Source organism: Luteibacter sp. SVR4-7G, from assembly GCF_056755555.1.
In genome coordinates this window covers 64,367-81,081 of the sequence record NZ_JBPGXO010000008.1, presented here as the reverse complement: position 1 = coordinate 81,081, position 16,715 = coordinate 64,367, and the positions used below count along the sequence as shown (strand labels likewise).

At 67.8% G+C, this 16,715-nt stretch carries 17 protein-coding genes and 1 riboswitch; of the genes, 12 read left to right on the top strand and 5 right to left on the bottom strand.

All coding sequences use genetic code 11. The features are described from left to right. Nucleotides 1-7: 7 nt before the first annotated feature. Nucleotides 8-2,083: a carbon starvation CstA family protein gene (locus ACR9ZH_RS04985; RefSeq protein WP_481289647.1), complete on the bottom strand. Its 2,076-nt coding sequence runs from the start codon at nucleotides 2,081-2,083 to the stop codon at nucleotides 8-10. A gap of 158 nt (nucleotides 2,084-2,241) precedes the next feature. Here ACR9ZH_RS04985 and def point away from each other — a divergent pair, with 158 nt between their 5' ends. Beyond that, nucleotides 2,242-2,778, top strand: coding sequence for a peptide deformylase (def, locus tag ACR9ZH_RS04980; RefSeq protein ID WP_481289646.1), 537 nt, complete (start codon nucleotides 2,242-2,244; stop codon nucleotides 2,776-2,778). Nucleotides 2,779-2,895: 117 nt separating this feature from the next. On the opposite strand, the gene ACR9ZH_RS04975 is transcribed toward def, so the two are convergent. From ACR9ZH_RS04975 to ACR9ZH_RS04960, 4 genes are all read right to left on the bottom strand, one after another. Next, nucleotides 2,896-3,279, bottom strand: coding sequence for a helix-turn-helix domain-containing protein (locus ACR9ZH_RS04975; RefSeq protein ID WP_481289645.1), 384 nt, complete (start codon nucleotides 3,277-3,279; stop codon nucleotides 2,896-2,898). A 122-nt stretch (nucleotides 3,280-3,401) separates the two neighbouring features. After that, entirely contained in the window at nucleotides 3,402-4,214 is an 813-nt protein-coding gene (gene pyrF / locus ACR9ZH_RS04970; protein WP_481289644.1) for an orotidine-5'-phosphate decarboxylase, read from the bottom strand. Nucleotides 4,215-4,354: 140 nt separating this feature from the next. Next, entirely contained in the window at nucleotides 4,355-6,013 is a 1,659-nt protein-coding gene (ettA, locus tag ACR9ZH_RS04965; RefSeq protein ID WP_481289643.1) for an energy-dependent translational throttle protein EttA, read from the bottom strand. 62 nt (nucleotides 6,014-6,075) lie between these two features. Next, nucleotides 6,076-7,053 carry a hypothetical protein gene (locus ACR9ZH_RS04960; protein ID WP_481289642.1) on the bottom strand — a complete coding sequence of 326 codons (978 nt, stop codon included), beginning with the start codon at nucleotides 7,051-7,053 and terminating at the stop codon, nucleotides 6,076-6,078. Between the two features lie 212 nt (nucleotides 7,054-7,265). On the opposite strand from ACR9ZH_RS04960, the gene glyA reads away from it, so the two are divergent. The 11 genes from glyA to ACR9ZH_RS04905 all read left to right on the top strand — a co-directional run bounded on the left by glyA (nucleotide 7,266) and on the right by ACR9ZH_RS04905 (nucleotide 16,713). Next, nucleotides 7,266-8,522: a serine hydroxymethyltransferase gene (gene glyA, locus ACR9ZH_RS04955; RefSeq protein ID WP_481289641.1), complete on the top strand. Its 1,257-nt coding sequence runs from the start codon at nucleotides 7,266-7,268 to the stop codon at nucleotides 8,520-8,522. Between the two features lie 3 nt (nucleotides 8,523-8,525). Next, nucleotides 8,526-9,041 carry a transcriptional regulator NrdR gene (gene nrdR, locus ACR9ZH_RS04950; RefSeq protein WP_481289640.1) on the top strand — a complete coding sequence of 172 codons (516 nt, stop codon included), beginning with the start codon at nucleotides 8,526-8,528 and terminating at the stop codon, nucleotides 9,039-9,041. Nucleotides 9,042-9,079: 38 nt separating this feature from the next. Then, nucleotides 9,080-10,144, top strand: a complete 1,065-nt coding sequence (ribD, locus tag ACR9ZH_RS04945; RefSeq protein ID WP_481289677.1) for a bifunctional diaminohydroxyphosphoribosylaminopyrimidine deaminase/5-amino-6-(5-phosphoribosylamino)uracil reductase RibD — start codon at nucleotides 9,080-9,082, stop codon at nucleotides 10,142-10,144. Next, nucleotides 10,141-11,130, top strand: coding sequence for a Gfo/Idh/MocA family protein (locus ACR9ZH_RS04940; RefSeq protein ID WP_481289639.1), 990 nt, complete (start codon nucleotides 10,141-10,143; stop codon nucleotides 11,128-11,130). Before ribD ends, ACR9ZH_RS04940 begins: the two co-directional genes overlap by 4 nt. A gap of 164 nt (nucleotides 11,131-11,294) precedes the next feature. Beyond that, nucleotides 11,295-11,443: riboswitch (FMN riboswitch) on the top strand. Nucleotides 11,444-11,563: 120 nt separating this feature from the next. Continuing rightward, complete coding sequence (locus ACR9ZH_RS04935; RefSeq protein WP_481289638.1) at nucleotides 11,564-12,205, top strand: riboflavin synthase; 642 nt, start codon at nucleotides 11,564-11,566, stop codon at nucleotides 12,203-12,205. 14 nt (nucleotides 12,206-12,219) lie between these two features. Continuing rightward, entirely contained in the window at nucleotides 12,220-13,311 is a 1,092-nt protein-coding gene (gene ribB, locus ACR9ZH_RS04930) for a 3,4-dihydroxy-2-butanone-4-phosphate synthase (RefSeq protein WP_481289637.1), read from the top strand. Further along, the gene (gene ldcA / locus ACR9ZH_RS04925; RefSeq protein ID WP_481289636.1) at nucleotides 13,308-14,258 is read left to right on the top strand and encodes a muramoyltetrapeptide carboxypeptidase; all 951 of its coding nucleotides are present in this window, start codon (nucleotides 13,308-13,310) and stop codon (nucleotides 14,256-14,258) included. The genes ribB and ldcA overlap by 4 nt, the downstream gene beginning before the upstream one ends. A gap of 46 nt (nucleotides 14,259-14,304) precedes the next feature. Then, nucleotides 14,305-14,772: a 6,7-dimethyl-8-ribityllumazine synthase gene (ribH, locus tag ACR9ZH_RS04920; protein ID WP_481289635.1), complete on the top strand. Its 468-nt coding sequence runs from the start codon at nucleotides 14,305-14,307 to the stop codon at nucleotides 14,770-14,772. After that, the gene (gene nusB / locus ACR9ZH_RS04915; protein WP_481289634.1) at nucleotides 14,769-15,215 is read left to right on the top strand and encodes a transcription antitermination factor NusB; all 447 of its coding nucleotides are present in this window, start codon (nucleotides 14,769-14,771) and stop codon (nucleotides 15,213-15,215) included. The genes ribH and nusB overlap by 4 nt, the downstream gene beginning before the upstream one ends. A gap of 44 nt (nucleotides 15,216-15,259) precedes the next feature. Next, nucleotides 15,260-16,213, top strand: a complete 954-nt coding sequence (thiL, locus tag ACR9ZH_RS04910; protein ID WP_481289633.1) for a thiamine-phosphate kinase — start codon at nucleotides 15,260-15,262, stop codon at nucleotides 16,211-16,213. Next, nucleotides 16,210-16,713, top strand: a complete 504-nt coding sequence (locus ACR9ZH_RS04905; RefSeq protein WP_481289632.1) for a phosphatidylglycerophosphatase A family protein — start codon at nucleotides 16,210-16,212, stop codon at nucleotides 16,711-16,713. Before thiL ends, ACR9ZH_RS04905 begins: the two co-directional genes overlap by 4 nt. The last annotated feature ends 2 nt before the right edge of the window (nucleotides 16,714-16,715 follow it).

Here is a 16,715-nt window from a genome sequence, read left to right as displayed (position 1 = left end):
GGCCTCCTTACTGCGCCACGCTCGACAGCGCGACGTATGGTTCCTCGTGCGCGGTCGGATGGGTCGCGCGCCAGGCGCGGACGATGGAGCGGAGCGAGAAGAACAGCATGGTCAGCACCAGCAGCATGAACAGGCCGGTGAGGGCCATGTCCACGTAGTTGTTGGTGACGATGCGCTGCATTTCCGCCATGTTCTTGGCGGGCGCCAGGAGCTTGCCCGACGCCATCGCGTCGGCGTACTTCTGCGCCGCGGCCGTGAAGCTGATCTTGTCGTCGAAGATCTTCTGCCAGCCGGCGGTGAGAGTGCAGACCACGAGCCACGCGGCGGGCACGGCAGGCACGAGCACGTAGCGCTCGCGCTTGAGCTTCACCGTGACCACGGTGGCGAGCATCAGGGCGATCGCCGCGAGCATCTGGTTGGCGATGCCGAACAGCGGCCACAAGGTGTTGATGCCGCCCAGCGGATCGACGGCGCCCTGATAGAGGAAGTAGCCCCACAGGCCGACGCAGATCACGGTGGCGACGATGTTGCCCAGCCAGGATTCGGTCTGCTTCAGCGGTGCCCAGGCCATGCCGGCCAGTTCCTGGATCATGAAGCGGCCCACGCGGGTGCCAGCGTCCACGGTGGTAAGGATGAACAGGGCTTCGAACAGGATGGCGTAGTGGTACCAGAGGGCCATCATGCCTTCGCCCGGCATGATCCCGTGGAGCAGTTGCGCCATGCCGACCGCGAGGGTGGGTGCGCCGCCGGCGCGGCCGAGGATGGTGCCTTCGCCGATGTTCCGCGCGGTGTCGGTGAGTTCGGCCGGCGTGACCAGGAAGCCCCAGCTGCTGATCGTCTGCGCGGCCTGCTCGGCCGTGGTGCCGACGAGCGCGCCGGGGGAGTTCATGGCGAAGTACACGCCCGGATGCAGCGAGGCGGCGGCGATCAGCGCCATGATGGCGACGAAGGCCTCCATCAGCATGCCGCCGTAGCCGACCAGGCGCGCCTCGCCTTCGTTGGCGAGGAGCTTGGGCGTGGTGCCGGAGGCGATGATCGAATGCCAGCCGGAGACCGCGCCGCAGGCGATGGTGATGAAAAGGAAGGGGAACAGGTTGCCGGAGAAGACCGGACCGGTGCCGTCGATGAACTTCGTGATCGCCGGCATCTGCAGGGTCGGCGCGGCGAGGAAGATCGCCAGGGCCAGGAGGAAGATGGTGCCGATCTTCAGGAAGGTGGACAGGTAGTCGCGCGGTGCGAGCAGCAGCCACACCGGCAGCACGGAGGCGAAGAAGCCGTAGCCGATCAGCAGCCAGGCCAGCGCCTTGGCGTCGAAATCGAACAGCGTGGCGAGCGCCGGCGTGTCGTTCACCGTCTTGCCGTACCAGATCGAGGCCAGCAGCAGGATGAGGCCGATGATCGACACTTCGAGGATGCGGCCCGGACGGATGAAGCGCAGGTACACGCCCATCAGCAAGGCGATGGGGATCGTCGCGGCGACGGTGAACGTGCCCCAGGGGCTATGCGTGAGTGCCTTCACCACGACCAGCGCCAGCACCGCCAGCACGATCATCATGAGGACCAGGACGCCGACCATCGCGATGACGCCGGGCAGCTCGCCCAGTTCCTCACGCAACATATGGCCGAGGGAGCGGCCGTCGCGGCGGAGCGAGAGGCCCAGGATCATGAAGTCCTGTACCGCACCGGCGAAGACCACGCCGACCAGGATCCAGAGGGTGCCCGGCAGGTAGCCCATCTGCGCGGCGAGCACGGGTCCGACCAGCGGCCCGGCGCCGGCGATCGCGGCGAAGTGGTGGCCGAACACCACCCAGCGGTCGGTGGGCACGTAGTCGAGGCCGTCGTTGCGAAGCACGGACGGGGTGGCGCGCGAGGGATCGAGCTGGAGCACGCGGTTCGCGATCATCCGGCTGTAGAACCGGTAGCCGATCAGAAAAACCGCAATGGAAGCGGTGACCAGCCAGATGGCGTTGATCGGCTCACCGCGCCGTAGCGCGATGACGCCAAGGCACCAGGCCCCGACGATGGCGATGGCGGCCCAGAGGATCTTGCCGGCCGGACTGGGTTTGGGAATGGCGCTGTGCATGGTGGGAACTCCCCTCGCGGATGCCCCAAGGGTCGTCCCCGCCGCCCTGGGGGTCAATGACCGCGGGGGCTTTCGGGCATTAGCCATTGGTCGAATGACTTGAGCCCGGCGCCTTCCGGCGCCATGCTGGGATCATCCCCCACACCCCCGGAAAGCGCATGATCCGCGAGATCCTCAAGATGGGCGACGAGCGCCTGTTGCGCATCGCCCCGCCCGTGCCCGATGCGATGTTCGGCTCGGCCGAGCTGGACGAGCTCATCGCGGACATGTTCGACACGATGTACGATGCCGGCGGCGTAGGTCTTGCCGCGCCGCAGATCGGGGTGGACCTGCAACTGGTGATCTTCGGGTTCGACAGCAGCGAACGGTATCCCGACGCGCCGCCGGTGCCGCGCACGATCCTGCTCAATCCCGAGATCACGCCGCTCTCGCAGGACATGGAAGAGGGCTGGGAAGGCTGCCTGTCGGTGCCCGGCCTGCGTGGCGTGGTGAACCGGTATACGCTTATCCGCTACCGCGGGGTCGATCCGCTCGGGCAGCCGATCGACCGCACCGCCGAGGGCTTCCACGCGCGCGTGGTGCAGCACGAATGCGACCACCTGATCGGCCGGCTGTATCCTTCGCGCATCACCGACTTTACCCGCTTCGGCTTCACCGACGTCCTGTTTCCAGGCATGGACATCGCTGACGACTGACTGTGGGAGCCGGCTATGCCAGTTGTGGGAGCCGGCTATGAACCTTGTGGGAGCCGGCTATGCCGGCGATCCCGCGGCAGCGGGCACACTTGCGGGAGAACAGGGTCTCCCACCGCGTTATTCGGCGTCGGCCAGGGCTTCGATGATGACCAGCAAGGCCTTGCGGCGCTCTTTCGGCATGCGGCTCACGAGGCCGACCAGGCGCAGCTGCTCGCGGGAGTCGGCGCGATAGAGGGCCGGGCTTTCGCGGACGCCCGTGGCGCCGTTGGGCGAGCCGCGTCCGGTGGCGAGCCATTCGAAGTTGACCCCGAAACGGATGGCCATGTCGATCTGCCGCTCCAGCTCGGGCAGGCCGAGATCGCTGAGCCATTTCCGCGCGGTTTCCCGGCTGACGTCGAAAAGGTCGGCCAGCTGGGTGATGCGGCCGCGGCCTTTCTTGACGCCGGCCATGTCCAGCGCGACATGCAGACGTTGGGAAAAACCTCGGTTAGTCGGGGGCATAACAACTCCGGTGGAGCGCTTGGGCGCTACTGGTCGAGTATTGTTCGATAGCGCGGAGCGGGAGCGTGACGCTTTTCCAGTTGCCAACTCGTCCAATTTGCGACTGCCTTCGTTTTTCCTGCTCAATGGCGGAAGGAGTTGATCGATTTTCTCATTTCTTCCGCCGCACGATGTGCTAGGTCGGCAAAATCGGAACCCGAACCCGCGTAAAGAATCGCCCGTGAGGAGGAAATCATGAGCCCGGTACCGTCACTGGTCCGGCCGTTCTTCATCACCGCCGCCACGTCGCCGCCCTGGGCACCGATGCCGGGCACGAGCAGGGGCATGTCGCCGACCACGGCACGCACCCGGCCGAGTTCTTCCGGCCAGGTCGCTCCGGTCACCAGCGCGCAGTTGCCGTTTTCGTTCCAGTCGCGGGCGATGGTTTCCGCCACGCGCAGGTAGAGTGGCTCTCCGCCGCAATCCAGCGCTTGGAAATCCTTGCCGCCGGGATTGGATGTCCGGCAGAGCAGGATCACACCCTTGTCGGCCCGCTCGAGGAAGGGCTCGATGGAGTCGCGGCCGAGGTACGGGTTCAGGGTGACGGCGTCGGCGCCGTAGCGGTCGAACGCTTCCGCCGCGTAATGTTTCGCGGTGGAGCCGATGTCGCCGCGCTTGGCGTCGAGGATCACCGGGATACCGGGGTGCCTGTCATGGATGTGCGCGATCAGGCGCTCGAGGACGTCTTCGGCCCGCTGTGCGGCGAAGTGGGCGATCTGAGGCTTGTATGCGCAGACCTGATCCGCGGTGGCGTCCACGATGTCGCGGCAGAAGCTGAAGATGCCTTCGCTGCCCGAGAGGCCCGCGGGCAACCGGCCGGGTTCCGGATCCAGGCCGACGCAGACGAGGGAATCGTTGCGGCGCCAGGCGTCCCTGAGGGCGGTCATGAAGGTCATGGCTAGCATTCCTCTGCCAGGGGGAAGGTTGTAGGAGCGCGCCTTGCGCGCGACATCTTTTGGGGCCATGAGCTACAGGGCCTGTTGCTCATGGCGAAAAGATGTCGCGCGCAGGGCGCGCTCCTACAAGGCGCGGTCGTTTAGACCAGCTTCTTGTATTTCACGCGCTTCGGGCCGGCGTCGTCGCCCAGGCGGCGCTTCTTGTCGGCTTCGTACTCGTTGTAGTTGCCCGGGAAGAACTCGACGTGCGAATCGCCTTCGAACGCGATGATGTGCGTGGCGATGCGGTCGAGGAACCAGCGGTCATGCGAGATGACCACCGCGCAGCCGGGGAACTCGAGCAGCGCGTCTTCGAGCGCGCGCAGCGTTTCGACGTCCAGGTCGTTCGACGGTTCGTCGAGCAGCAGCACGTTGCCGCCCTGGAGCAGGGTCTTGGCCATGTGCAGGCGGCCGCGCTCGCCGCCGGACAACTGGCCGACGATCTTCTGCTGGTCGGTGCCCTTGAAGTTGAAGCGGCCGATGTAGGCACGCGACTGAATCTCGAAGTTGCCGATCGTAAGGATGTCCGAACCGCCCGAAACTTCCTGCCACACGTTGTTCTTGGGATCGAGCGCGTCGCGCGACTGGTCCACGTAGGCCAGCTTCACCGTATGGCCGAGCTTCACCTCGCCGCTGTCCGGCTGTTCCTTGCCCATGATCATCTTCATGAGCGTGGACTTGCCGGCGCCGTTCGGGCCGATCACGCCGACGATGGCGCCGGGCGGGATCTTGAACGAGAGGTCCTCGATCAGCACGCGGTCGCCGAACGACTTGGTGACGTTCTTGAACTCGATCACTTCCTGGCCCAGGCGCTCGCCCGGCGGGATGAAGATCTCGTTCGTCTCGTTGCGGCGCTGGTACTCGACCGAGTTCAGTTCCTCGAAGCGGTTGAGGCGGGCCTTACCCTTCGACTGGCGGCCCTTTGCCGCGGAACGCACCCACTCGAGCTCCTTCTTGATCGCCTTCTGCCGCGATTTTTCCTGGTTGGCTTCCTGCGCCAGGCGCTGGTCCTTCTGTTCCAGCCATTCGGTGTAGTTGCCCTTCCAGGGGATGCCGCGACCGCGATCGAGCTCGAGGATCCACTCGGCGGCGTTGTCGAGGAAGTAGCGGTCATGGGTGACCGCCACGACCGTGCCCGGATAGTCGTGCAGGAAGGTTTCCAGCCAGTCGACCGATTCGGCGTCAAGGTGGTTGGTAGGCTCGTCGAGCAGCAGCATGTCCGGCTTGGACAGCAGCAGGCGGCACAATGCCACGCGGCGTTTCTCGCCGCCGGAAAGCGGGCCGATCTTCGCGTCCCACGGCGGAAGGCGCAGCGCGTCGGCCGCCACTTCGAGCTGACGCTCGAGGGCATGCGCATCGTTGGCGGCGAGAATGCCCTCGAGGGCCTCCTGTTCCTTCGCGAGCTTGTCGAAATCGGCGCCTTCCTCGGCGTAGGCGGCATAGACCTCTTCCAGGCGCTTCTGGGCGTCGAGGATTTCGGACACGCCTTCCTCGACGGCCTCGCGGACCGTCTTCGCCGGATCCAGGTCGGGCTCCTGCGCGAGGTAGCCGATCTTGGTGCCGGGATTGGCGCGTGCCTCGCCTTGGAAGTCCTTGTCGACCCCCGCCATGATCCGCAGGACCGTCGACTTGCCCGCGCCGTTGATGCCCAGCAGGCCGATCTTGGCGCCTGGGAAGAACGACAGCGAGATGTCCTTGATGATCTGGCGCTTCGGGGGGACGATCTTGCTCACCCCGTTCATGGTGTAGATGTATTGCATGGAGGCTCCGTCAGGCGATGCCGCGCCCCCGGGCGGACGCGCGCCGGGTGGGCAAACCGCAATTATAGCGGGTTCACGTTGCGGGCGCGGGCGCGCACGTAGCGCCGGATGTTCTCGTCGTTGGCCTTCGAGTAGTCCCGGCAGGAGGCGACACCCCAGAGGCTGTCCTTCATGTTGGTGATGCAGAAGAACCGGTGTTCGGCGTCCTCGTGGCGGGCGCCGAGCAGGTGCCCGACCTCATGGGCGAAGATGTGCCGGTGCCCGCGGTTGCTGGCGATGGCGGCCCCGTAGCCCTCGATGGCGCCACCCAGCGTTCCCGATGCCCAGTTGCGCGCCGGCGTGTCCACGAACAGCACGAACTTGGTCAGGGGCGTGATCTTCGCGCCTCTCGACCGCGCGTAATCCGCGCCGCGGATGGCCAGCTCCCGGATCCCGTCCACGTCGCGGCCGGCGTGGTAGTCCATGTCGGTGAGACCGGGGACGCGGGAGTGCACCGACGCGCGGACGGGCACGCCGGGCTTCACGTTCTCCTCCATGTCCTTCAACCACCAGCTGACGTACCAGTTCACGAACCTGGCGTGCTCGCGTTCGCCCGAGGTCTCGTGCAGGAAGATCCAGATGTCGATTTCCTTCACCTCGTCCCCCTCATCCGTCGTGCGACCCCGGCGGGACAGGGCGGGCAGGCTCAGGGACGGACTGAATTCACGGTCGAGCGGGTGGCCGGGCCCTGGGCCCGCGCGCTCCTCGCCGTCCAGCGCGATGTCCAGCGTGTCGCCCAGGCGCACGATCGTGCCGGGCTTGCCGTCGATTTCGGCCAGGAAGACGGAGGCGGGTTCGCCGTCGACCTGGATCTCGCCCGGCAGCTGCTGGAGCAGGGTGACGTCGCGATGCCCGCCAGCCGGTTCCGGCAGGCTGAACTGGCTGGGCCTGGCGGCGGCCGCGTGGGCGTCGAAGATCTCGAGCCGCTGGTCGAGAGCCCGGGCGGGGGTGCAGCCGATGGTCCAGCATGCGGCGAGTATGGCCAGGAGGGTAGTTTTCATGGGGAGTCCTTTCCGTCGTTCGTGGGAGGGCCCGGAGGCCCGTGTCGAACCCTAGCGCGGGGAAGCCCGACGGTCCGTAGGGGAATGCCCCGTCGGGCCATCCTGTGCGCCGCACAGGGGCGCCCGGATGGCCGGGCAGGCCCCATCGGTGGCCGCAAACCCCTTCGAGCGCTACACTTTCCGTCTTTCCCCGCCCATCGCACGAGGTCGAGATGTTCCCGAAGGATGCAACGATCGCCGGCTACGACGACGAACTCGCCAAGGCCATCGCCGACGAGTCCCGCCGCCAGGAAGATCACGTCGAGCTGATCGCCTCGGAGAACTACGCCAGCCCGCGCGTGATGGAAGCCCAGGGCTCCTCACTCACTAACAAGTACGCCGAGGGATATCCCGGCAAGCGCTACTACGGCGGCTGCGAGTTCGTCGACATCGCGGAGAAGCTGGCCATCTCCCGCCTGAAGAAGCTGTTCGGCGCCGACTACGCCAACGTGCAGCCGCATTCCGGCTCGCAGGCGAACCAGGCGGTGTACTTCGCGCTGCTGCAGCCGGGCGATACTATCCTCGGCATGAGCCTGGCCCATGGCGGCCACCTCACGCACGGCGCCAAGGTGAATCTCTCGGGCAAGATCTTCAACGCCGTGCAGTACGGGATCGATCCGGACACCGGCCTCGTCAACTACGACGAGATCGAGAAGCTCGCGCTGGAACACAAGCCGAAGATGATCGTGGCGGGTTTCTCGGCCTACTCGCAGGTGCTCGACTGGGCGCGCTTCCGCGCCATCGCCGACAAGGTGGGGGCGTACCTGTTCGTGGACATGGCCCATGTCGCCGGCCTCGTCGCCGCGGGCGTCTACCCGAACCCGATCGAGCATGCCCACGTCGTCACCTCCACCACGCACAAGACCCTGCGCGGTCCGCGCGGCGGCATCATCGTCGCCAAGGGCCTGGGCGAGGAACTCGAGAAGAAGCTGCAGTCCATCGTGTTCCCGGGCATCCAGGGCGGCCCCTTGATGCACGTCATCGCCGCGAAGGCCGTGGCCTTCAAGGAAGCGCTGGAGCCGTCCTTCACCGACTACCAGAAGCAGGTGGTGAAGAACGCCAAGGCCATGGCGAAGACCTTCATCGAACGCGGCTACAAGATCGTGTCCGGCGGCACCGAGAACCATCTCATGCTGATCGACCTGATCGGCCGCGAAGTCACCGGCAAGGACGCGGAAGCCGCGCTGGGCAAGGCGCACATCACGGTGAACAAGAACGCCGTGCCGAACGATCCGCGCTCGCCCTTCGTCACCTCCGGCCTGCGTGTCGGCACGCCCGCCATCACCACCCGCGGTTACACGGAAGCGGAGACGGTGGAGCTCACCCAATGGATCTGCGACGTGCTCGATGCCCCGGCCGACGAGGCCGTGATCGCCGCGGTGCGCGACAAGGTGACCGCGCAATGCGCCAGGTTCCCGGTATACGGCTGACCGATGCACTGTCCGTTCTGCCAGCACGAAGACACGCGCGTCATCGACTCCCGCCTCACCGAGGACGGGAGCACGGTGCGCCGCCGTCGCGAGTGCCCGCAGTGCGGCGAGCGCTTCAATACCTTTGAAACGGCGGAACTCAAGCTGCCGGCGATCGTGAAGTCCGGCGATCGCCGCGAACCGTTCGACGAACACAAGCTGCGCGTGAGCTTCGAGCGCGCGCTGCAGAAGCGCCCCGTGGCGAGCGACGCGGTGGACACCGCCGTGCGCGCCGTCATCAACGACCTGCGCCGCAGCGGCGAACGCGAAGTGCCTTCGCGCCAGGTCGGCGAACTGGTGATGCGCGAACTCAAGAAACTGGACCAGGTGGCCTACGTGCGCTTCGCATCCGTCTACAGGCGCTTCGAGGACGTGCACGCGTTCCGCGAAGAGATCGAGAAGCTGGAACGCGACCTGCCGTCGCTGGAAGGCCTGCAACTGCCGCTGCTCGATGCGGCCCGGCGCGGTCGCAAGCCCTGATGTCGCGTCCGTTCTTTCCAGCCATGGACCACGTCCATATGGCGCATGCGCTGCGCCTGGCCGAAAAAGGCCTGCGCACCACGCAACCCAACCCGCGCGTCGGCTGCGTCATCGCGCGCGGCGATACCGTGCTTGGCACCGGCTGGCACCAGCGCGCCGGCGAACCGCACGCGGAAGTCTTTGCCTTGCGCGAGGCGGGCGAGGCCGCGCGCGGCGCGACCGCCTACGTCACGCTGGAACCCTGCGCCCACTACGGCCGTACGCCGCCCTGCGCGGATGCGTTGATCGCCGCCGGCGTCGGGCGCGTGGTCGTCGCGCATGAGGATCCCTTCGACAAGGTGGCCGGCGCAGGCATCGAGAAGCTCCGCGCGGCGGGCATCGGCGTGCAGGTGGGGCTGATGCGCGATGCCGCGCACGAGATCAACATCGGATTCTTCAGCCGCATCCAGCGCGGCCGTCCATGGGTGCGCGTGAAGCTGGCGATGAGCCTCGACGGCCGCACCGCGTTGGCCAATGGTTCGTCGAAATGGATCACGGGCGAGGCCGCGCGCGCCGACGTGCAGCGCTGGCGTGCCCGCGCATCCGCGATCCTCTCGTCCAGCGGTACGGTCCTGGCTGACGACCCGCACCTCACCGTGCGCCTCCCGGGCGATGAAGGCTTCGTGCCGCCGCTGCGCGTCGTCGCCGATACGTCGCTGCGCACCCCCGCCGGCGCGCACGTGTTGGATGCCACCGCTCCGACCGTGCTGCTGCATGCGCCGGACGCACAGGTTCCCGGCCATCTTGCGGAGGTTCCGCGCGCCGCCATCCGCCGCGGCGACGGCGGCGGCATCGACCTGCATGCGGCACTGCACTGGATGGCGCAGCGGGACGTCAACGAAGTGCACGTCGAGGCCGGCCCCGTCCTTTGCGGCGCGCTGCTCGCCGCCGGCCTTGCCGACGAACTGCTCGTCTACGTCGCGCCCGTCCTGCTCGGCGACAGCGCGCGCCCCATGCTCCGCCTGCCGCCGCTGGACGACATGGCCTCGCGCTGGAAGCTCCAGACCATCGACCGCCGCCAAGTCGGCGACGACACCCGCCTGCAACTGCGCCCGGTGGCATGAAGCCGCTCGACCATGTTCGCTGGGGCATCGTCGGTTGCGGGGCCGTGACCGAGGTGAAGAGCGGTCCTGCCTTCTCGAAGATTCCCGGTTCTTCCCTCGTGGCAGTGATGCGCCGCGACGGCGACAAGGCGCGCGACTATGCGCGGCGGCATGGCGTGCCGCGCTGGTACGACGATGCCGCCGCGCTGATCGCCGACCCCGGCGTGGACGCCGTCTACGTCGCCACGCCGCCGTCCAGCCATCGCGAATACGCCCTCATGGCGATCGCCGCCGGCAAGCCTGTCTACGTCGAGAAGCCGATGGCCATCGACCACGGCGAATGCCTGGACATCGTCGCGGCCGGCGAAGCTGCCGGGGTGCCGGTCTTCGTCGCGTACTACAGGCGCATGCTGCCGCGCTTCCGCCGCATCGCGGCGCTGCTTGCCGAGGGTGCCATCGGCACGCCGCGCATCGTCTCGGTGCTGCTCCACCATCCGTTCGAGGCGCGCTACGCCGACCCGGACAACCTTCCCTGGACGGTTCGCCCCGAGATCTCCGGCGGCGGCATCTTCGTCGACATCGGTTGCCACACCCTCGACATCCTGGACTTCCTGCTCGGTCCCATCGCCGCCGCGCAGGGCATGACGGCGAACCAGCTGAAGGCTTATCCGGCCGAAGACAGCGTGGCCATGGCCTTCCGTTTCGACAGCGGCGTGCTCGGCACCGGCCTGTGGAACTTCGCTGCGGATCGCCGCGAGGACAGGGTGGAAATCATCGGTGACCTCGGCCGCCTGGTCTTCGCCACCTTCGGCGACGGCCCCATCGTCCTCGAAGCCGGCGAACGCCGCGAGGACATCCGCATCGCCAATCCGGAACACATCCAGCAGCCCCTGATCGAGACCATCGTGGCCGAGCTGACGGGGAAGGGGACCTGTCCCTCCGCCGCCCGCTCCGGTGCCCGCACCAGTTGGGTCATGGACCAGGTCCTGCCGCGCAGCGCCCGGTAGGAGCGCGCCTGCGCGCGACAGCTTTTCGCGCCAGTCCACAAAGCAGACGCGCCAGCTCCAGGGAACGGCCTCAAAAGATGTCGCGCGCAAGGCGCGCTCCTACGGGGCGCGGGGTAGCCATGGTATCCTCGTGCGGCCGGTTTCCTTCGGGAGCCGGCCTTCCAAAGCGTCTTCAGGGCGGGGCGAAACTCCCCACCGGCGGTAGGTCCCGCAAGGGAACGAGCCCGCGAGCGCTCCCGGTCACGCCGGGAGGTCAGCAGATCCGGTCGAATGCCGGAGCCGACGGTCACAGTCCGGATGAAAGAAGACGGCTTTCGTCCGCTCCCCGCGGAGCGAGGCGATGCCATGCCTTGGGGCGTTTTTCGCTCACCATTGCGGGAAACGACCATGAAAAATCAGCAGCAGTCTGCGTTCGGCCAGGGAGGCCACTGACATGTTCACCGGCATCATCCAGTCGGTCGGCCGCATCGCGCGACTCGACCCCCGTGGCGGCGACGTCCGCCTCACGGTCGACACCGCGGGTCTCGACATGGGCGACGTCGTCCTCGGCGACAGCATCGCCGTGTCGGGCGTCTGCCTCACCGTGATCGATTTCGACGGCGCCAGCTTCGCCGCGGACGTCTCCAACGAAACCCTCTCCCACACCACCCTCGGCAAGCACAAGCCGGGCGATCCAGTGAACCTCGAGAAGGCCCTGCGCCTCGCCGACCGCCTGGGCGGCCACCTCGTCTCCGGGCACGTGGACGGCACCGGCAAGGTCGTCGCCGTCGTCCCCGACGGCCGCTCGCTGCGCTGGACCTTCGAAGTGCCCGCCGGGCTCGCGCGCTACATCGCGCACAAGGGTTCGGTCTGCATCGACGGCACCAGCCTCACCGTCAACGAAGTGGAGGGTTACCGCTTCGGGGTGAACCTTATCCCGCATACGGTGGAACACACGGCATTCTCGGCGCGCCGCCCCGGCGACGCCGTGAACATCGAGGTGGACGTCGTGGCCCGCTACGTCGAACGCCTGCTTGCCAGCGGCGACAGTCCGCGCCTCGACGAGGCGTTCCTGAAGCAGCACGGTTTCGCCTGAAAGGAACAGGGAACATGCCGTTCAATACCATTCCCGAAATCCTCGAGGACATGCGCAACGGGCGCATGGTGGTGATCCTCGACGACGAAGACCGCGAGAACGAGGGCGACATCGTCATGGCCGCCGAGAAGGTGCGGCCGGAAGACGTCAACTTCATGGTCCGCGAAGCGCGTGGCCTGCTCTGCCTCACGCTGACCGAGCAGCGTACGCGCCAGCTCGGCCTGAAGCCGATGGTCAGCGACAACAATTCGCCGTTCCATACCAACTTCACCGTCTCCATCGAGGCGGCCGAAGGCGTCACCACCGGCATTTCCGCGCACGACCGCGCGCGCACCGTGCAGGTGGCCGTGGCGAAGAATGCCAGCCCCGGCGACATCACCATGCCCGGCCACGTCTTTCCGCTCACCGCTCAGCCCGGCGGCGTGCTCACGCGCGCCGGCCACACCGAGGCCGGCTGCGATCTCGCCGCCCTGGCCGGGCTCGAGCCCGCGTCGGTGCTGATCGAGATCCTGCACGACGACGGCTCCATGGCGCGCCGCCCCGAACTGGAAGTGTTCGCCGCGAAGCACGGGCTGAAGATCGGCACCATCGCCGATCTCATCCGTTACCGCATGGAAACCGAGAAGACGGTGACGCGCGTCCACGAGGAAGACGTGGACACCGAGTTCGGAAGCTTCCACCTGGTGGCGTTCCGCGACGCGATCCGCAACGGCCTGCACATCGCGCTCGTCCGCGGCGACGTCGGCGACGGGCAGCCGGTGCTGACCCGCGTGCACGTGCGCAACACGCTGTCCGACGTGCTCCACCTGAAGCGCGACGACCTGGGCCAGACGGTGACCGAGGCGCTCCGGCGCATCGATGCCGAGGATCGCGGCGTGCTCCTCGTGCTGTCGGGCGAGGACACTCCCGACGCGCTGCTGGCCCGGCTGAAGCGCGACGCGGCACCGATGCCGGTGCCGAAGGACGACCAGGAATGGCGCCAGCTCGGCCTGGGCGCGCAGATTCTCGCCGACCTCGGCGCCACCCGTCTGCGCGTCATGGGCACGCCGCGCAAGTTCGTCGGCATCGCCGGTTTCGGTCTCGAGGTGGTGGAACAAGCAGGATGATGACGACGCACGGCATGCCTTTCTCCTACGACATCCGCCTGATCGCCCCTTCCGGTTATCCGCACACCCCCGAAGCCATGCAGCGCGGCATCGCGCGCCTGGAGGCGGCGGGCCACCGCGTGAGCGGCAAGGACGTGCTCGACCGCCGCGACCTGCGCTTCGCCGGCACGGACGAGCAGCGTGCGGCCGACATCAACGGCCTGGCCGACCCGTCGCGCCCGCTGCCGGACATCGTCCTCGCGATCCGCGGCGGGTATGGCGCGCATCCGCTGCTGCCAATGCTCGATTACCCGGGCCTTGAGGCACGCCTGCGTGACGCGCCCGTGGCCCTGGTCGGCCACAGCGATTTCACCGCGCTGCAGTGTGCGCTGTATGCGCGGAGTGGCATCGTGACCTACGGCGGGCCCATGCTGGGCGCGGATTTCGGTGCCACCGAGCTGGATGCGCTCACCTGGGAGCACTTCTGGCATGTCCTCGACAGCGAGGAAGGCCGGGCCGAATGGACGGCGCCCGGGGCAGGGGATCTCGGCCTCGAGGGCATCTTGTGGGGCGGCAACCTCGCCATGCTCGGCGGGCTCGTGGGTTCTCCCTACTTCCCCCGGATCACGGGCGGCCTGCTCTTCGTCGAAGACATCGCCGAGCCGCCGTACCGGGTGGAGCGCATGCTCTACCACCTGCTCCATGCCGGTGTGCTTGACGCCCAGAAGGCGCTCCTGGTGGGCGACTTCACGGGCTACCGCATCTCCGCCTACGACAACGGATACGAGGTCGATGTGGCCCTCGACAGGATCGCCGCGGCCGCCGGTATCCCGGTGATCCGCGGTCTGCCGTTCGGCCACGGCCCCGCCAAGTTCACCCTGCCGTTCGGAGTCCCGGCCAGCCTCGCCGTCGCTTCCGGTCGTGCCACGCTTCGCTTCAGCGGCCACCCCCGGCCGAAAACCCCGTAAAATGTCCGGCCGCGCGGCGGCCGACCCGCCACAGGACTTTCCGAGCATGAAGATCATCGAAGGCGATTTCGCCACTCCCAAGGGCCGCTTCGCCATCGTCGCGGGCCGCTTCAACGCGTTCGTCGTCGAGCCGCTGGTGGAAGGCGCGCGCGATACGCTGCGCCGCCATGGCGTCGCCGACGACGCGATCGACCTGATCCGCGTCCCCGGCGCCTGGGAAATCGCTCAGGCCGCCTACAAGGTCGCCGGCTCGGGTGCTTACGCCGCCGTGATCGGTCTGGGCGCGGTCATCCGAGGCTCCACGCCGCACTTCGATTACGTGGCGGGCGAAGCCGCCAAGGGCCTCGGCCAGGCCGCCTACACTTCCGGCGTGCCGGTGTGCTTCGGCGTGCTGACCACCGACAGCATCGAGCAGGCCATCGAGCGCGCGGGCACCAAGGCCGGCAACAAGGGCGCCGACGCAGCCATGGTCGCCATCGAGATGGTCAACCTCTACGCGAAGCTGGACCGATGAACACGCCTCCCCACGGCATCGACCTCGCCGCGCGCTCACGCGCCCGGCGTCGAGCCCTGCAGGCGCTGTACGCCTGGCAGGTGGGGGGCAGCAAGATGACCAGCGTCATCGAGCAGTTCCGCCACGAACAGGACATGGAAGTGGCCGACCTCGAATACTTCGAGGACATCCTGCGCGGTGTCGAACAGCACGTGAAGGAACTGGACGACGGCATCAAGCCCTTCGTCGACCGGGAAGTGGCGCAGATCGATCCGATCGAGCGCGCCGCGCTGCGCATGGGCGCGTACGAACTGAAATACCGTCCCGACGTGCCCTACCGCGTGGTCATCAACGAGGCGGTGGAAGCCACGAAGCGCTTCGGCGCCGACCACGGGCACAGCTATGTGAACGGCGTGCTCGACAAACTCGCGACGCATTGGCGCACGGCCGAAAAGCGATCCTGACCCCGGCGCCGCGATTCCCGCGCGCTTTCTCCTGAAGGAAACGCATGGAATTCGATCTGATCGAACGGATCCGCAGGCATACCGAAGTCCATCGCGACGACGTCGTGGAAGGCATCGGCGACGATGCCGCCGTCGTCGCCGTGCCGGCGGGCCGCGAGCTCGCCGTCGCCGTGGACACGCTCGTCGAGGGCATGCATTTTCCAGCGGGCACCGCGCCTGCGGACATCGGCTGGAAGGCCCTGGCCGTCAATCTTTCCGATCTCGCCGCCATGGGCGCGACGCCCGCGTGGGCGCTGCTGGCGCTGACCACGCCCGACGGCGACGAGGCGTTCTTCGACGGGCTGGCGCGCGGTTTCGCGGAGCTCGCCACGCCATACCGGCTCGCGCTCATCGGTGGCGACACGACCCGTGGCCCGTTGACCGTCACCGTGGCCGTACACGGCTTCGTCGCACCGGGCGACGCCTTGCTGCGCTCGGGCGCACGGGTGGGTGACGTGGTGATGGTCACCGGCACGCTCGGCGACGCGGCGGCCGGCCTGCGTTGCCTCGCCGAGCGGGATGCCTCGCCCTATGCGGCGCTGGTGGAGCGCCTGAACCGCCCGACGCCGCGGGTTTCTGCCGGCCAGGCGCTCCGCGGGATCGCCACGGCGTGCATCGACGTCTCGGACGGGCTGGTCGCCGACCTCGGCCACCTCTGCGCGGCAAGTGGTGTCGGCGCCGACATCGAGGCGGCGATGCTGCCGCGCTCCTCCGCGCTGCTCACGCATTTCGCCGAGGCCGATGCGCTGGACTTCGCGCTGGGCGGTGGCGACGACTACGAACTCTGCTTCACCGTTCCCGCCGACCGTGCGGGCGAGGTCGGCGCGACGCTGGCACGTCTCGGCTGTGGCGCCACGCGGATAGGCCGCATCGTCGAAGGGGCGGGCGTGCGCGTACTTGACGGGAAGGGCGGCATACACGAGCCGGCGCACACCGGCTGGAACCCCTTCGCCGCATGAGCACGAAATACGTCCTCGATCCGGCGGACCGCCGCCGCTTGCTCGCATCGCCGGCGGGCTGGCTGGCCTGCGGCTTCGGGTCCGGGCTGACACCCAAGGCACAAGGCAGCTTCGGTTCGCTTGCGGCGCTGCTGCCGTGGCTGCTGCTGCGCGATCTTTCCACCCTCGCGTGGCTCGCCATCGTCGCCGTCGCCTTCGCGATCGGTGTATGGGCCTGCGACGTGTCCGGCCGGATCCTCGGCGTCGCCGATCACCGCAGCATCGTCTGGGACGAATTCGTCGGCCAATGGATCGCCTTGCTGCCCGCACTGCTGGCGCCGTGGTGGGCCGTGGTCTGCGGTTTCCTGCTGTTCCGCCTGTTCGACGTGTGGAAGCCCTGGCCCATCGGCTGGTTCGACCGGCGGGTGAAGGGCGGCTTCGGCGTGATGCTGGACGACGTCATCGCCGGCCTCTTCGCCGCCGTCGTGCTGTTCGCGATCCTCCACGTAGCCATCGGGTGAAG

Coding starts and splice junctions, on each gene's coding strand:
- ribD (WP_481289677.1), top strand. CDS start 9,080: ATGGCGCATGCGCTGCGCCTGGCCGAAAAAGGCCTGCGCACCACGCAA.
- ACR9ZH_RS04985 (WP_481289647.1), bottom strand. CDS start 2,083: ATGCACAGCGCCATTCCCAAACCCAGTCCGGCCGGCAAGATCCTCTGG.
- ACR9ZH_RS04935 (WP_481289638.1), top strand. CDS start 11,564: ATGTTCACCGGCATCATCCAGTCGGTCGGCCGCATCGCGCGACTCGAC.
- nrdR (WP_481289640.1), top strand. CDS start 8,526: ATGCACTGTCCGTTCTGCCAGCACGAAGACACGCGCGTCATCGACTCC.
- ACR9ZH_RS04905 (WP_481289632.1), top strand. CDS start 16,210: ATGAGCACGAAATACGTCCTCGATCCGGCGGACCGCCGCCGCTTGCTC.
- ribH (WP_481289635.1), top strand. CDS start 14,305: ATGAAGATCATCGAAGGCGATTTCGCCACTCCCAAGGGCCGCTTCGCC.
- nusB (WP_481289634.1), top strand. CDS start 14,769: ATGAACACGCCTCCCCACGGCATCGACCTCGCCGCGCGCTCACGCGCC.
- ACR9ZH_RS04975 (WP_481289645.1), bottom strand. CDS start 3,279: ATGCCCCCGACTAACCGAGGTTTTTCCCAACGTCTGCATGTCGCGCTG.
- ACR9ZH_RS04940 (WP_481289639.1), top strand. CDS start 10,141: ATGAAGCCGCTCGACCATGTTCGCTGGGGCATCGTCGGTTGCGGGGCC.
- thiL (WP_481289633.1), top strand. CDS start 15,260: ATGGAATTCGATCTGATCGAACGGATCCGCAGGCATACCGAAGTCCAT.
- glyA (WP_481289641.1), top strand. CDS start 7,266: ATGTTCCCGAAGGATGCAACGATCGCCGGCTACGACGACGAACTCGCC.
- ACR9ZH_RS04960 (WP_481289642.1), bottom strand. CDS start 7,053: ATGAAAACTACCCTCCTGGCCATACTCGCCGCATGCTGGACCATCGGC.
- pyrF (WP_481289644.1), bottom strand. CDS start 4,214: ATGACCTTCATGACCGCCCTCAGGGACGCCTGGCGCCGCAACGATTCC.
- ribB (WP_481289637.1), top strand. CDS start 12,220: ATGCCGTTCAATACCATTCCCGAAATCCTCGAGGACATGCGCAACGGG.
- def (WP_481289646.1), top strand. CDS start 2,242: ATGATCCGCGAGATCCTCAAGATGGGCGACGAGCGCCTGTTGCGCATC.
- ettA (WP_481289643.1), bottom strand. CDS start 6,013: ATGCAATACATCTACACCATGAACGGGGTGAGCAAGATCGTCCCCCCG.
- ldcA (WP_481289636.1), top strand. CDS start 13,308: ATGATGACGACGCACGGCATGCCTTTCTCCTACGACATCCGCCTGATC.